The organism is Arsukibacterium sp. (assembly GCF_033721375.1).
Lineage (GTDB): Bacteria > Pseudomonadota > Gammaproteobacteria > Enterobacterales > Alteromonadaceae > Alishewanella.
This window is the reverse complement of the sequence record NZ_JAWWAP010000014.1, coordinates 46,762-61,557: the sequence shown is the minus strand read 5'-3', so window position 1 is coordinate 61,557 and position 14,796 is coordinate 46,762. Positions and strand designations below refer to the sequence as shown.

At 48.0% G+C, this 14,796-nt stretch carries 15 protein-coding genes and 1 tRNA gene; 6 read left to right on the top strand and 10 right to left on the bottom strand.

Going from position 1 to position 14,796, the window contains the following annotated elements; all coding sequences use genetic code 11:
* Positions 1–73 precede the first annotated feature (73 nt).
* Positions 74–150, top strand: a tRNA-Asp gene (locus R3187_RS18320).
* Between the two features lie 463 nt (positions 151–613).
* Here R3187_RS18320 and R3187_RS18315 read toward each other — a convergent pair.
* The 8 genes from R3187_RS18315 to tsaA all read right to left on the bottom strand — a co-directional run bounded on the left by R3187_RS18315 (position 614) and on the right by tsaA (position 7,929).
* Positions 614–2,008 (bottom strand): GAF domain-containing sensor histidine kinase, encoded by a 1,395-nt coding sequence (locus tag R3187_RS18315; RefSeq protein WP_318968511.1) that lies wholly within the window; start codon positions 2,006–2,008, stop codon positions 614–616.
* 124 nt (positions 2,009–2,132) lie between these two features.
* Positions 2,133–2,561, bottom strand: a complete 429-nt coding sequence (locus R3187_RS18310) for a DUF6691 family protein (RefSeq protein WP_318968510.1) — start codon at positions 2,559–2,561, stop codon at positions 2,133–2,135.
* Positions 2,562–2,576: 15 nt separating this feature from the next.
* On the bottom strand, positions 2,577–2,978 hold the full coding sequence (locus tag R3187_RS18305) for a YeeE/YedE family protein (RefSeq protein WP_318968509.1): 402 nt from the start codon (positions 2,976–2,978) through the stop codon (positions 2,577–2,579).
* Positions 2,971–3,402 (bottom strand): rhodanese-like domain-containing protein, encoded by a 432-nt coding sequence (locus tag R3187_RS18300; RefSeq protein WP_318968508.1) that lies wholly within the window; start codon positions 3,400–3,402, stop codon positions 2,971–2,973. The genes R3187_RS18305 and R3187_RS18300 overlap by 8 nt, the downstream gene beginning before the upstream one ends.
* Before the next feature lie 30 nt (positions 3,403–3,432).
* Complete coding sequence (locus R3187_RS18295; RefSeq protein WP_318968507.1) at positions 3,433–4,182, bottom strand: sulfite exporter TauE/SafE family protein; 750 nt, start codon at positions 4,180–4,182, stop codon at positions 3,433–3,435.
* Between the two features lie 238 nt (positions 4,183–4,420).
* Positions 4,421–6,142, bottom strand: coding sequence for a proline--tRNA ligase (locus R3187_RS18290; protein WP_318968506.1), 1,722 nt, complete (start codon positions 6,140–6,142; stop codon positions 4,421–4,423).
* A 49-nt stretch (positions 6,143–6,191) separates the two neighbouring features.
* Entirely contained in the window at positions 6,192–7,250 is a 1,059-nt protein-coding gene (locus tag R3187_RS18285; protein ID WP_318968505.1) for a galactose oxidase, read from the bottom strand.
* Positions 7,198–7,929: a tRNA (N6-threonylcarbamoyladenosine(37)-N6)-methyltransferase TrmO gene (gene tsaA, locus R3187_RS18280; protein WP_318968504.1), complete on the bottom strand. Its 732-nt coding sequence runs from the start codon at positions 7,927–7,929 to the stop codon at positions 7,198–7,200. Before tsaA ends, R3187_RS18285 begins: the two co-directional genes overlap by 53 nt.
* Positions 7,930–8,078: 149 nt before the next feature.
* Between tsaA and purU the strand changes: the two genes are divergently transcribed.
* The gene (gene purU, locus R3187_RS18275) at positions 8,079–8,912 is read left to right on the top strand and encodes a formyltetrahydrofolate deformylase (protein ID WP_318968503.1); all 834 of its coding nucleotides are present in this window, start codon (positions 8,079–8,081) and stop codon (positions 8,910–8,912) included.
* Between the two features lie 76 nt (positions 8,913–8,988).
* Complete coding sequence (locus tag R3187_RS18270) at positions 8,989–9,522, top strand: hypothetical protein (RefSeq protein ID WP_318968502.1); 534 nt, start codon at positions 8,989–8,991, stop codon at positions 9,520–9,522.
* A 14-nt stretch (positions 9,523–9,536) separates the two neighbouring features.
* Here the strand turns inward: R3187_RS18270 and can are convergent, their stop codons facing one another.
* Positions 9,537–10,178 (bottom strand): carbonate dehydratase, encoded by a 642-nt coding sequence (gene can, locus R3187_RS18265; protein ID WP_318968501.1) that lies wholly within the window; start codon positions 10,176–10,178, stop codon positions 9,537–9,539.
* Between the two features lie 200 nt (positions 10,179–10,378).
* Between can and R3187_RS18260 the strand changes: the two genes are divergently transcribed.
* The 3 genes from R3187_RS18260 (at position 10,379) to R3187_RS18250 (ending at position 13,862) form a co-directional block, all read left to right on the top strand.
* Positions 10,379–11,794: a mannose-1-phosphate guanylyltransferase/mannose-6-phosphate isomerase gene (locus tag R3187_RS18260; RefSeq protein ID WP_318968500.1), complete on the top strand. Its 1,416-nt coding sequence runs from the start codon at positions 10,379–10,381 to the stop codon at positions 11,792–11,794.
* A 1-nt stretch (position 11,795) separates the two neighbouring features.
* Positions 11,796–13,232, top strand: a complete 1,437-nt coding sequence (locus tag R3187_RS18255; RefSeq protein ID WP_318968499.1) for a phosphomannomutase CpsG — start codon at positions 11,796–11,798, stop codon at positions 13,230–13,232.
* A gap of 105 nt (positions 13,233–13,337) precedes the next feature.
* Entirely contained in the window at positions 13,338–13,862 is a 525-nt protein-coding gene (locus R3187_RS18250; protein WP_318968498.1) for an H-NS histone family protein, read from the top strand.
* 73 nt (positions 13,863–13,935) lie between these two features.
* On the opposite strand, the gene R3187_RS18245 is transcribed toward R3187_RS18250, so the two are convergent.
* Positions 13,936–14,679: a YciK family oxidoreductase gene (locus tag R3187_RS18245; protein WP_318968497.1), complete on the bottom strand. Its 744-nt coding sequence runs from the start codon at positions 14,677–14,679 to the stop codon at positions 13,936–13,938.
* Positions 14,680–14,796 lie beyond the last annotated feature (117 nt).

Genomic DNA, 14,796 nt, shown 5'->3' with positions numbered 1-14,796 from the left:
GGGTCGCGGGTTCGAGTCCCGTCCGCTCCGCCATTTCAGTCAGTTTCCAAAGAGCGTATGCTCACTCCAGCGCGGAGCGGTAGTTCAGTCGGTTAGAATACCGGCCTGTCACGCCGGGGGTCGCGGGTTCGAGTCCCGTCCGCTCCGCCATTTCAGTCGGTTTCCAAAGAGCTTGTTCTCACTTCAGCGTTAAGCGGTAGTTCAGTCGGTTGCTCTCTATTAAGAGCTTAGCCGGCCTGTCACGCCCCACCGGATTGTTCGCGGGTTCGAGTCCCGTCCGCTCCGCCATTTCAGTCGGTTTCCAAAGAGCTTGTTCTCACATCAGCGTTAAGCGGTAGTTCAGTCGGTTGCTCTCTATTAAGAGCTTAGCCGGCCTGTCACGCCCCGCCGGATTGTTCGCGGGTTCGAATCCCGGTAGCGAAGCCATTTCAGTCGGTTTCCAAATAGCTTGTTCTCACTTCAGCGTTAAGCGGTAGTTCAGTCGGTTGCTCTCTATTAAGAGCTTAGCCGGCCTGTCACGCCCCGCCGGATTGTTCGCGGGTTCGAGTCCCGGCAGCGAAGCCATTTCAGTCGGTTTCCAAAGAGCGTATGCTCACTTCAACGCTATGCGGTTTTAATTTTTATTGCTGGCAGCCGCCGGACAGATTGCCGGCAAAGTTAGCCGGAAGCTGGTACCAACACCGGGGGTTGAATCGACGCTGATAGCACCTCCCAGGGTGCTGGCAACCAGGTTGTAAACTATCGCCAGTCCCAGACCACTGCCACCATTACTTCTTTTTGTGGTGTAAAATGGCTCGAAAATTCGCTTTTGTTCTGCTTTAGCGATACCTCTGCCGTTATCCCGCACCGTTAATTGCACTTTATCCTGCTGTTGTTGTTCAATTAAAAACTCTACTTCATTGGTATTATTATCTTGTTCAAACGCATGAATACAGGCGTTTATCACCAGATTAGTAATAACCTGGGCTATGGCGCCGGGATAGGTTGTAATATTGACGGGCTGCTGACAATGAATAATATGATTAACATCAAATGCTTTGGTGTAAGGCTTCAGGGTTGATACCAGAGTGTGAATATAGTCTGCCAGATTAATCGTTTGGATATCATAGCTGGATTGATCAACTGCTGTTTTTTTGAAGTTAACGACCAGCTCGGCCGAGCGGTTCAGCGTGCGCTCTATCACCGCATGGCTGTCACGTAGCGCTGTGATAGTGGTTTCCAGCTTACTACGGCTTAATGTGTTGCTTTCCAATAGTTTTTGCAGTTTATCGGTCAGTTCAACACAGTGAGAATTTGCCGTAATAGCAATACCCAGTGGGGTATTTACCTCATGAGCTACCCCGGCAACCAAGGTGCCCAGCGACGCCATTTTTTCAGATTCAACCAGCTGGGCCTGCGTCTGCTGCAGTTCATTAATATGCTTTTCCAATTGTTCAGTTCGTTCATTAACCCGGCGCTCGAGTTGCTGGTTCAGCTGCTCGAGCTGTTGCTGATATTGTTTTTTCTGACTGGCAGTCAGGGCCCGGCCGTACAAATCAGCCAGGGCCGCGACAAAATGTGTTTCATCATCGGTCCAGCGCTTAATTATCTGTTTTTGTTCGCAACAAATAATGCCGATCATCTCCCCCCCAAAACGGATAGGCACGTCCAGCATTGACACAATGTTGGATGGAATTAGGTAGTTATCGGTGAATTCAGTTGTCGCGGGATGGTTGCAGGCGTCATTGGCACGAATAACCCGCTGATGGTCCAGGGCGCTGAAGTATGCAGGCAGGTCGCGGCGATAAAAGGTTGCTTTCTCTGTACTACTTGGTAATTCATGATCGAGCAATTGCTCGCAGGTAATAAGATCGCGCTTGTCATCAAAACACCACAAGCTCACCCGGGCTATTTTTAATCCGTTTAAACAGGCCTGTAATAACAGCAGCTCAGCCGCCTCGCTGTCACCACTATCAAGCACCGGGCTCAATGATACATGGAGCAGAATATTTTCAAGCGTTGTATCCACATCAACCAACTATAGGCTACGGCAGAGTTAGCTGCCTTTGATATACATTGCAATTAGCTTATTGTTTACTATAGCAATGATTTTGATGGTAGACGAACAATCAGCGAATTTTCCGGCCATATGCTTAACGTGTTGTCGAAGTGCTTTTTAGCGGAATTTTGCCGGCAATAAACCACCCCAGAATCATCATAACGACAAAGCCTGTGGTACCTGAACTGGCAGCAGGCAATGCCGCAATGGCTGGCCCGGGGCAATATCCGGTTAACCCCCAGCCAACACCAAACAAAGCGGCACCTGCCAGCAACGGTTTATCCAGATGTTGTTTCGATGGCAGATAGAAGCTGTTATCAAATAATGGTGCAGACTTTTTCAGCACCAGTTGATAGCCCAGGGTGTAAATCAGCAGCGCGGAGGCCATCACTAGCGCCAGGCTGGGATCCCAGTTTCCGGTTATATCTAGAAAGCTCAGAACCTTCTGCGGATCAATCATTCTGGAAACGGCAATACCTGCTGAAATCAGCATGCCGGACAACAGCGCAAAAAACAGTGACATAACAAACCTCGCAAATCAGAACAAGCTGGCGATAACAACGCCGGTAGTCATAAACATCAGGGTTGCTGCAACCGAACGTGGTGAAAAACGTCCGATGCCGCAAATGCCGTGGCCAGATGTACAGCCGCTGCCCCAGGCTGTACCCAGGCCGACCAGCAAGCCGGCAAGCAAAGTGCGGCTGTTTAAATCGGGGGTACTGTAACTGAAATCACTGAGCACAAGCCCAACCAACATCGGACCGAGCAGTAAACCTGCAACAAACGCCAGTCGCCAGTCGCGGCCAGCACGCTGAAATATTGCCTGGCTGACAATACCGGAAATGCCGGCTATCCGGCCCAGAGTTACCAGCAGTAACAAGGTACCTAATCCAATAAGACTACCACCAATAAGTGCCGAAACCGGGGTGAAATTATCCATGTGGTTCCTCTTCATTCTGCGGTTCGCCTTGCGTGGCGAAGTTTGCGGCCAGCCAGTCCTGCATACCGCCTGCTACGGAATAAACGTCAGTAAAGCCCATCCGCTGTAATGACTCTGCAGCGAGGGCAGATCGACCCCCAGAGCGACAAATCAGGTATAGCGGGGCGCTGGCTAACTGAGTTAAGGCAACATCAGCCGCGCAGCCGCTGGCCGCTACCGCCGGATGATTGGCCAGTTGCATCTCGAGTACCCCTCGTGGGTAGTTTACTGCGCCAGCAATATGACTTTGTGCAAACTCTGCTGGTTCACGCACATCAATCAGTCTTGGTTCTGGATGCCGTTCCAAATATGCTGCCAGCTCGTCAATACTGACTTCTCTGATAGCCGCTCTTGCTTGTGCTATTAATTGTTGTGAGGTTTTCATAATATGCTCCTGAACTTACATTATGCCGAACTAAAGAACCGACTGGGTAATAACCACGATTGCCATCAAGGTTAGAAATACAGCGAAACCACGTTGCAGTTTTTCTTTGGCTAAGCGCCGGCCAATCCAGCCGCCAACGTAACTGCCCGCGATGCCGGCGAGGATCATCAAACCAATCACTGACCAGTCAAACTGCAATCCCTGGCTACTGAACACCAGGTAATATTTAGCAAAACCGACAAAAGATTTCATGGCGATAATCAACAAGCTGGTGGCGACACTGACTGCAATGGGTAAGCCCCCCATCAGGACTAACGCCGGTACAATTAAGAAGCCACCACCCACACCGACAAAACCGGTAACGATGCCCACCAGTAAACCATCGGCAATGACTTTAGGTTTGTGAAAGCCAGCCAGCGTGGTGACATCTTTTAAGTTACTGCGCCACATAAATATTGCAGCAACTATCATCAGGAGGGCAAATACCAGCAGCTGCCAGCGACTGTCGATAAGCGTACCTGCCCAGGCACCGCCATAGGTACCAAGCATACCCGGCAAGCCAAACCAAGCGACGTGACGCCAGCTGATCAGTCTTTTCATGCCATTATGCACAGAGCCAAATAAGCTGATCCCCGCTACGATTAACAGCGATGAGGCTATCGCTAACTCTGCTGGCATGCCAATTAGGTACAGCAGCACCGGGACGGTCAGGATAGAGCCGCCTGAGCCAAATAAACCGAGGCTTAAACCGATAATTAAGGCCCCAACAAATGCCAGCATGCCACCTCCTTATATATCTAAAAAGAATAAGCTTATAACCTTGATTTATTTTAAGGCGTTTCGGGCAAACTGGCAATCAAAATTTAGAATATACTAATTTAAATAAGCGGATTAACGTTAACTCATTGTTTTTAAAAAATATAAAAATTGTCAGCGGTAACATCGGCAGACCCGACAGACTGTGTTCAGCAGATTTACACAGTCTGTCGGGGGTAAAGGCAGGGGAACAGCGGCTTTATCAGCTTAGTTTTTGCTGAATTTCAGTCACCACAGCGGCAACATCGAGCATCACTTTTTCGCCAGTGCGGCGGTTTTTATATTCAACCTGCTGGTTATCCAGATTACGTTCCCCGACGACGATAGTGTGGGGTACACCAATCAGCTCCATATCGGCAAACATAACACCGGGACGCTCGCGGCGGTCATCAAACAGTACTTCAATGCCAGCGGCTGATAATTGTTGATAAAGTTGCTCAGTAACTTCAGCAATGCGCGCGGATTTATGCATATTCATCGGAATAAGTGCGACCTGAAATGGTGCAATGGCGTCTGGCCAGATAATGCCGTTTTCATCATGGTTTTGTTCAATCGCGGCGGCAACAATGCGCGAGACACCAACACCGTAACAGCCCATAGTCATGGTTTGATGCTTGCCTTCTTCATTTAACACACCGGCTTTCAGCGCTTTTGAATATTTTTCACCGAGCTGAAAAATATGGCCAACCTCAATACCGCGTTTAATAATAAGATTACCAAAACCGCAGGGGCTGGGATCACCGGCCACAATATTGCGGATATCTGCTACCTGATACTCGGGAATATCCCGATCCCAGTTGGTTCCGCTAAAGTGATAACCATCTTTGTTAGCACCCGTAACGAAATCAGCAAGATGTGCTGCGCTTCGATCGGCAATTATTCTGACTTGTAAGCCAACCGGGCCGACTGAACCCGGGCCAGCATTGCAAAGCGTCCGGATTTGCTCCTCTGTGGCAAATTGCAGCGGGCTGGCAATGCCATCAAGCTTTTCTGCTTTTAATTCATTTAATTCATGATCGCCGCGCAGTACCAGGGCGACCAGTTGCTGCTGACCGCTTTCATCAGCTTCGGCCAGTACAAACATTGTTTTGGCAATAGTGGCCGGGGCAACATTCAGCAATGTCGCAACCTCAGCAACAGTGCCGGCTCTCGCAGTGGCAATTTCGGTTAATGCTGACGTCGGTGCAGTTCTTGCTCCTTTTGGCGCCAGCGCTTCTGCCATTTCAATATTCGCCGCGTAGTCGCTGCTGTCAGAGAAAGCGATAGCGTCTTCACCTGATTCAGCCAGTACGTGAAACTCATGGGAGACACTGCCGCCAATAGCACCACTGTCAGCTTGCACCGGCCGGTAATCCAGCCCCAGGCGGTTAAAAATATTACAGTAGGCGCTGTACATAGCGTCATAGGTTTGTTGCAGGCTGTCCTGGCCCAGATGAAAGGAATAGGCGTCTTTCATGATAAATTCCCGGGCGCGCATTACCCCAAAGCGCGGCCGCCGCTCATCCCGGAATTTAGTTTGGATCTGATACAGATTCAACGGTAATTGTTTGTAACTGGTAATCTCGCGGCGAACTAAATCAGTAATCACTTCTTCATGGGTAGGCCCCAGCACATAGTCACGCTGATGACGGTCTTTAAAACGCAGCAGCTCTGCATCCATGCTGAACCAACGGCCGGATTCCTGCCATAACTCAGCAGGTTGCACCATGGGCAACAGCACTTCAATGGCACCGGCTTTGTTCATTTCCTGACGGACGATCTCTTCAACTTTACGCAGTACTTTGACGCCAGTAGGCAGATAGCTGAACATGCCGGTACCCAACCGGCGGATCAAACCGGCTCGTAACATTAGTTTATGGCTGATAATTTCGGCGTCGGATGGAGTTTCCTTCACCGTAGATAGTAAATACTGGCTGGTGCGCATACTGCTCTCAGAAAATAGTCAGAAAATTGCCGTCATTCTAGCAAGTCATTTAGTCTGGCAGAAGTTGAATCTGATGTTTTATTGGCTTATTTGTTACCTTCTGCTCTGAAATCATGCCACCAAGGGTATAAAACTGACCATTTAATTCCAGCAGCGCCCGTGCGTCCATAACAGGCACACTGTCTGCTGCCGTTCGCCACGCCTGCCTGGCGACTGAATATATCCAGACTTCACTGGAAGGTATGGCGCTTTTGCTATCGAAGCCAACGCCGCTGAAATGATAGGCTGTCTGGCTGCCACCAACAAAGATGATAACCGGCTCGTTATTAAGTTCAGTGCCGGTTGCTGCCATTCTGAAACGGGCATTGCCGGTTGGATGCACTACTTCTTGCCAGCCAATCTCGTTTGGGTTACTGCCAATGGTTCCCTGCCAGCAGGCAGGCTCGGTGACAAAGTTACGTGGCTGAGCTTTTGGATACTCAATCGTCACGCCATCACAAAGCAGCAGGGTATTACCAATAATGCCACCGGCTAAACCAAATACCGGTTTCCCCGGAAACGGCGTGGCTTGTGACCAGCGCTGGGTAAAGTTATCAAATACCTGTACCAGGTTAACGTTACCGTGGTCACTCCAGCCACTGACCAGGTATATATAGCGATTCTGATAGGGCAGGGCTGTCGCATCGTCCACTGGAACAGGCATATCGTTAATCCGGGTGTAGCGCCGGGTTACCGGATCAAGCCGATAGCTGTCAGCTGCGGTTTGTTTGCTGCCATCCGCATTAATGCTAAAACCACCAAACAAGAAAAAGTTGTTATTAAGGGCGACAGCACTGGCGGCCGCCCGCCCGGTTAACCGTTGTTTACTTGGAACCTCGGGTAATTCTGTCCAGCCAAATTCACCGACGGTGTGCAGCCACACTTTATTATGCAGATCACTGGATTGCTTGCCAGGGCCGACACCCATAGCACTGATAATATAGGTTTTGCCGCGCACAGTGGTGCTGGCAACACTGTTGTTGCTGACTGGCTCGGGTAGCTCGGGTATCGCAATGCTACTGGCTGCAGCCGTCATTAAACTCAGATAGCTGAGAGATTTCAGTAACATGATTGTGTTCTCCATTGACAGTCCATTTAATATTAAACTGGTACAACGTCATGCCGTACTGTTGTTCGGCAGTGCGTTGTTTTTTATATGATGGCCGTGGATCCTGCTTCAGTACTTTTGAAATTAACAGCGCCAGATCCGGATAAGCGGTCTGCGCCTGACAAAAGTCTCTGGCTTGCTCACTGAAACTCACGGTCATCAACGTTTCTGGTGCACTGTCAGCAAAGCCTCCCATCGCATCTGGCAGGGCATCAGCATAGGGTAAATACGGTTTAATGTCTAAAATGGGCGTCCCATCAAGTAAATCAATACCGCTTAGCTCCAACACCAGCTTGTCCTGGTTTTTGTAAACCCTATCCAGTTTTACGACAGAAAGGCCAATTGGATTAGGCCGGAATGTTGCACGAGTGGCAAAAACACCTTTTCGGGCATTGCCACCCAGTCGCGGCGGTCTGACTAATGGTGACCAGCCCTTGCTCGCTGTCTCGTGAAATACAAATACCAGCCATAAATGGCTGAAGCTTTCGATACCCCGGACAATGTCATAATCGGCATAGGGCGGACTAAGCACTAATTTACCCCTGGCTTCAGGTATCAGACCTGGCTGGCGCGGGATAGCAAACTTTTGTTTGTATGGCGATTGAATGGTGCCAATAACGTTAAACTGAAAAGAATTCATTTTTGATGTACACAGCGAGCATGAATAAAGGCGCATTATGCAGTTGCGATGGCGAAGTAACAAGCAGTAGCATAGCCGTCTGAATATCTTTGACGCTATACGGTTATTAGGTAAGAATAACCCTGCCCATGTTAAGTTAAGAGTAGAAGATGGAACGGAAAACCTTGTTAACGGAATGCCCTGATTCAAAAGGTCTGATCGCGCAGATAACCAATATTTGTTATAAGCACCAGCTTAACATTATCCGTAATACGGAATATGTTGATCCGGTAACCGGCCAGTTTTATATGCGTACTGTGCTTGAAGGCGTATTTAACGATACCACCTTGCTGTTTGATCTGGACCGGGCATTACCAGCAGGCAGTCGGCGCAGCCTGCTCAGCGAAGGCGCGAAGCGGGTGGTCGTGCTGGTCACCCGGGAAGCGCATTGTCTGGGTGATATTTTAATGAAAGTGTTTGATGGTTCACTGGCGTTAGATATCGCGGCAATTGTCAGCAATTACGCTGAATTGAGTGCGCTGGCTGACAAATTTGCCATCCCGTACCATCATATCAGTCATCAGGGGATCAGCAGAACAGAGCATGAACAGCGACTTCTGGCAGCGATAACGCCTTATCAGCCTGATTATCTGGTGCTTGCCAAGTTTATGCGGATCCTAAGTGCAGACTTCGTTGCCCGCTATCGCAACCGGATTATTAATATTCATCACAGCTTTTTACCTGCGTTTATTGGTGCTAGTCCTTATCAGCAGGCGTTTGAGCGAGGGGTGAAAATTATTGGTGCTACTGCCCATTTTGTTAATGAGCAGCTGGACGAAGGTCCGATCATTGAGCAGATGGTTCGAACGGTGGATCATAATTTCAGTGCTAACGATATGGCCAGAGCTGGCCGTGATGTCGAAAAAGCCGCATTGAGCCGGGCATTGCAACTGGTCGTGGAAAACCGGGTACTGGTGCATGGCAATAAAACCGTGGTGTTATAAGCCTGATTTTACATTACGCTGAATATCCTTAATACTTCAGCGATATTGTTGATTTGGCGCCAAAAAGAGAAAGGTCATGAAAATACTTTTATTCGTATGTTGCTTGTTAATCGGGGCTACTGCAGTTGCTGAAGACAGCCCAAGCTTACACCCTAAGCTGGAAGTATTCCGGCCCTTCCTCGGCCAATACTGGCAGGGTAATCTGGCTGAGCCGGGCAGTGAGAAACCGGTTATTGACCGCTCGCACTGGTCCCGTGCACTGAATGGTCAGGCAATTAAGACTGTACATTCAATCAATCACGGCGAATATGGTGGCGAGTCGTTTATTTTCTGGGATGATGCGAAAAACAGCCTGGCTTATTACTATTTCACCACTGCCGGCTTTTATACGCATGGCACCATGCAGTTTAATCCTCAGAGCGGCGAAATTATTGCGCTGGAGAATGTTGAAAATAACCAGAACGGCATAACTCAGGTTAAATCACATAGTAAAATTATGCCGGATGGAAGTTTACAGGTGCGTTCCAGCTATTTGCAAAACGAGCAATGGGTTGAGGGTCACAGCGCTGTCTATCAACCCGTTGCTCCGCAAGAGATTTTATTTAAATAATTCCTGACAACATCTTAGTTATCAAGCGGGTCCATGGCGTAAATATCGTCAATTTTATCGGCACAGGTATGACTGACCCGTAAATCTTTTACTCTGCCGTTACGCAAACTGTATACCCAGCCGTGAATCGCCAGCGGCTGGCCCCGTTCCCACGCTTCCTGCACAAAGCTGGTATGACAAAGATTGCGAACCTGCTCGATAACATTCAGTTCGATTAACCGGTTAACTCGCTCGTTTTCATCGCTGAAACTGTCCACTTCTTCCCGGTGCATCGCATAGACGTCTTTGACGTTACGCAACCAGTTGTCAACGAAGCCAACCCGTTGTTTCATCATGGCAGCTTTTACGCCGCCGCAACCATAGTGCCCAACCACCAGAATATGTTTTACCTTCAACACATCAATCGCATATTGTAACACCGACAGGCAGTTCATATCAGAATGCAATACTAAGTTGGCAACGTTACGATGAACAAACAGCTCACCAGGTAACAGCCCGACAATTTCATTTGCCGGCACCCGGCTGTCCGAGCAGCCAATCCACAGATACTCGGGCGTTTGCTGTTCCGACAACTGTTTGAAGAAACCCGGTTGCTCCCGCTCAATCCGATCTGCCCAGTTTTTATTGTTGATAAAGAGTTCTTTAAATTTTGGCATAACACTGATCCTGAAAATAGTCGCGTTAAGATAGCCGATTCTACCGCATTTATGAGCACCGACCAGCCCTTTCTGGTTGAAGGACCCGATTGTACAGGTTCGAACAATATCAATATTCCGGGTGACCTTTGCCGGCAAAGCTGGCTATACTAAGCTTTGCTAACCAACTTATTTTATGGAAAGTATCGCAAGGAGTTGCAATGATCCCGGTTATTTTATCTGGTGGGTCGGGTACCCGGCTCTGGCCTTTGTCCCGCGCAAAAAAACCTAAACAATTTTTATCTCTGGTTAATGAAAAAAGCATGCTGCAAAACACCCTGTTGCGGTTAAAGGGGATAGAACAGCTAGCTCCACCGCTGGTGGTATGTAACGAAGATCATCGGTTTATGGTAGCCGAACAGCTGCGTGAGCTTGGTATCAGTGATGCCGGTATTATGCTGGAGCCGGTTGGCCGTAATACGGCACCCGCTATTGCTATTGCTGCCATTCAGGCGCTGCAGACAGAACAGGATCCGGTATTGCTGGTGCTGGCGGCGGATCACGTTATTCAGGATATTCCGGCCTTTCAGCAGGCAGTGGCCGAGGCGCAGGTGGCAGCCGCCGCCGGTAAATTAGTGACCTTTGGTATAGTGCCGGTTAGTGCCCATACCGGCTATGGTTATATCCGTCACACTCCGGGCAACATTGCCGATATGCCGAATACTTTTGAGGTAACTGAATTTAAAGAGAAACCCGATAAAAATACCGCAGAGCACTATCTGGCATCGGGGGAGTATTGCTGGAACAGTGGTATGTTTATGTTTAAAGCCAGCAGTTTACTGGCAGAACTCGAAAAATTTGCGCCGGATATAGTTAAAGCATGCAAGTTGGCTGTGACTGCAGCCAGCCAGGATTTAGATTTTATCCGGATAGACAGTACAGCATTTAGCGCCAGTCCGGCCGACTCACTGGACTATGCGGTGTTAGAGAGATCTGACAATACCGTAATGGTGCCATTGCAAGCGGGCTGGAGTGATGTCGGCAGCTATGATGCGCTTTGGGAAGTGATGGCAAAAGACGCTCAGGGTAATGCCTGTCGTGGTGATGTCATGCTGGAAGCCACTCACAACAGTTATATTAACGCGGAAGAAAAGTTAGTGGCCGTGATTGGCTTAGACAATATTATTGTGGTGGAAACCAAAGATGCCGTTTTGGTGGCTGATAAAAACGATATTCAACAAGTAAAAAAAATTGTGCAACGATTACAGAGTTATGGCCGCAGCGAAGTAGACTTGCATCGCGAAGTGTTTCGGCCTTGGGGTAAATATGACTCGGTCGATCAGGGCAACCGTTATCAGGTCAAGCATATTACGGTAAAACCCGGCGCCAAATTATCAGTTCAGAAACATCATCATCGTGCTGAGCATTGGGTAGTAGTGAGTGGTACCGCACTGGTAAGAAACGGTGAACAGGAATTTATGGTTACCGAAAATGAATCAACATTCATTCCAATAGGTGTGGTCCACTCGCTGGAAAACCCGGGGAAAATTCCGCTTGAGTTAATTGAAGTGCAGTCGGGCAGTTATCTGGGAGAAGATGACATAGTACGTTTTGCTGATAAATACGGCAGAGATTAAGATGAATCAATTATCTTGTTTTAAAGCTTATGATATCAGGGGTAAATTGGGTGAAGAGCTAAATGAGCAAATTGCTTACAGCATTGGCCGGGCTTATGCCAGGATAATTAAACCGGACAGTGTGGCAGTGGGTGGTGATATCCGGCTCAGTTCAGAATCACTGAAACTGGCGTTGACACTGGGACTGCTGACAGAAGGTGTCGAAGTGCTGGATTTAGGGATGACCGGCACAGAAGAAGTGTATTTTGCCGCCCAATATCTGGCAATCGACGGTGCTATTGAAGTTACCGCCAGCCATAATCCGATAGATTACAACGGCATGAAACTGGTTCGGGCACAGTCGCGGCCAATAAGTGGCGACACCGGCTTGTTCGCAATCCGGGATGAGGCACAGCGACTGCTGACGGACTTATTGGAGCCGTCAGCATTACAAGAGTTAAGCCGACAAAGTCAGAAAATGGCTGGGAATGCGACGTGGCAGTATGGCAAAGCCAACTATAAAAAACACAGCATTCTCGAGCCTTATATTGAGCATTTGCTGAGCTACATTAATAGCGCCAATATAAAACCCTTAAACCTGGTGGTTAACTCGGGCAATGGTGCTGCCGGTCATGTTATTGATGCGCTGGAGCAAGCTTTTATCCAGCATAAAATACCGGTACATTTTATTAAAATTAACCATCAGCCAGACGGTAATTTCCCCAATGGCATTCCCAACCCGCTGTTGGTGGAAAACCGGCAGGTAACGGCAGACGCCGTCCTGCATTATCAGGCTGACTTTGGTATTGCCTGGGATGGCGATTTTGATCGCTGCTTTTTGTTTGATGAACAAGGCCGGTTTATTGAAGGTTATTATATTGTCGGTATTCTGGCTGCAGCGTTTTTGCAAAAGGAACCGGGCGCTAAGATTATTCATGATCCCCGGTTATACTGGAACACAGAAGCAGTATGTCAGCAATATAGTGGCCGGCCGATTTGCAGCAAGACAGGCCATGCTTTTATTAAAGAGCGGATGCGCGCTGAAGATGCGGTGTATGGCGGCGAGATGAGTGCTCATCATTATTTCCGGGACTTCGCCTACTGTGATAGCGGCATGATCCCGTGGCTGCTGGTTGCAGAACTATTATCATTGTCAGACAAAAAGTTATCACAATTGGTACAGCAAATGATTGCTGACTATCCCTCCTCCGGCGAGTTAAACTTTCATATTGCTCATCCCCAAAATGTTATTGCTAAATTAGCAGAGCACTATGCTCACCAGGCCGTTCAGACCGATAATATAGATGGGTTAAGTATGGATTTTGGTAACTGGCGCTTTAATCTTCGTGTTTCAAATACAGAAAATGTTGTCAGATTAAATGTTGAAGCCCGCGCGGATTCAACACTGATGGCACAAAAAACAGCGGATATAATGTCTTTCTTAACTGATGCTGAATAAAATCTGTTCTTTTATTTTATATCTTTATATTAAAATTCATTGCGTCTTTATTTAATCCGCTAAATTGCTTATCCTTTGTTAAATTTTATATATAAGGAGAGCGTCGTGTCTTTATTGTTAGATAAAAAAGAACTGAAGAAAGCAGCTAAAGAATTAACGCTGGTTAAGCTGACAGATGCCATTGAAACACTGAAAGGTGTCTTGGCTGAACGTCAGCAGGAAGTAGAATTAATCGCCCAACTGGAACAAATTGCCAAAGCGCAGGGGTATACCCTTGAGCAACTCGGTTACAAGCAAAGCAGTGATGTTGTGGTTGCTGAAAGAAGTGATAGTGTCAGTAGCAAGCGTCCGGTAAAACCGAAGTTTAAAACCATCAATAAAGACAGTCAGTTTTTCTATGTTGAAAATGGTCAGTTACAGTTGTTGCGCACCCATACAATGAAAAAAGGTTTGCAGCAACGGAGTATCCAGGTTGTGCCATTGGCGAAAGTAGACAAGAAGTTTGCCAAAGACGTCGACAAACTTATTGCTGACGCAACGGCCCAGGCAATTGAAAACTTTAATAGTAAAGTTGCTATCTGGAATGAATGGGCGCTAGCTAATGGTGGCGAAATTCTGGAAAAACGCTGAATTTTACCGCTTTAACAAAAAACCGGCTTTACTGCCGGTTTTTTTATGTCGATTTTAATAACTAATCCGTCCGCTATTTAGGTTGCGCATCAAGCGACTTACCATTTTCAGCTATGCTGGCATCCGTCATTAAATATAAATACAACCACATCAGATCTGCCGGTGCCTTTAACCCCATAGGATCTTCTCCGGGATAGGCTTTTGCCCGCATGGCTGTGCGGGTGGCGCCAGGATTAATGCAATTTACCCTGATTGAACTACCGGCGTATTCGTCGGCCATAACCTGCATTAAACCTTCGGTCGCAAATTTTGACACTGCATAAGGCCCCCAGTATGCCCGGCCGGCTCGGCCAACGCCTGATGAAGTGAATACAACAGAGGCCGCCGGCGCTTTTTTTAATACCGGCATTAACGCCTGGGTCATCAACATTGCGCTGGTAACATTGATTTGCATAATGTCCTGCCAGCTGGCCAGATTAATGTGTTCAAAAGGACTTAGCACACCAAGCAATCCTGCATTGTGCAGCACACCATCAAGTTTTCCGAATTCCCGTTCAATTGTCGTAGCCATATCTTTATAATGACTGGCTGTCGCCCCTTTTAAATCCAGCGGCACAATGGCGGGTTCAACCCCTCCGGCAGCAACGATTTCATCGTAGACAGCTTCAAGCTTTTTTACTGTTTTCCCCAGTAAAATAACTGTTGCACCATATCGGGCGTAGGTCAGCGCCGCACAACGGCCGATGCCATCACCCGCGCCGGTAACTAAAATAACTTTACTTTGCAGCGACCCCGGCGGGGCAGTGTAGTTATCCATAAAATCTAACCTGTTAGCGTTAAAAAACGGCGCAAGCATACGCCTAAAACAACTATTTTGCATCTTTCTTGCTGCCAACCGTATTTTTACGCTAGCGATCTGGCAGACTTTGAGTTA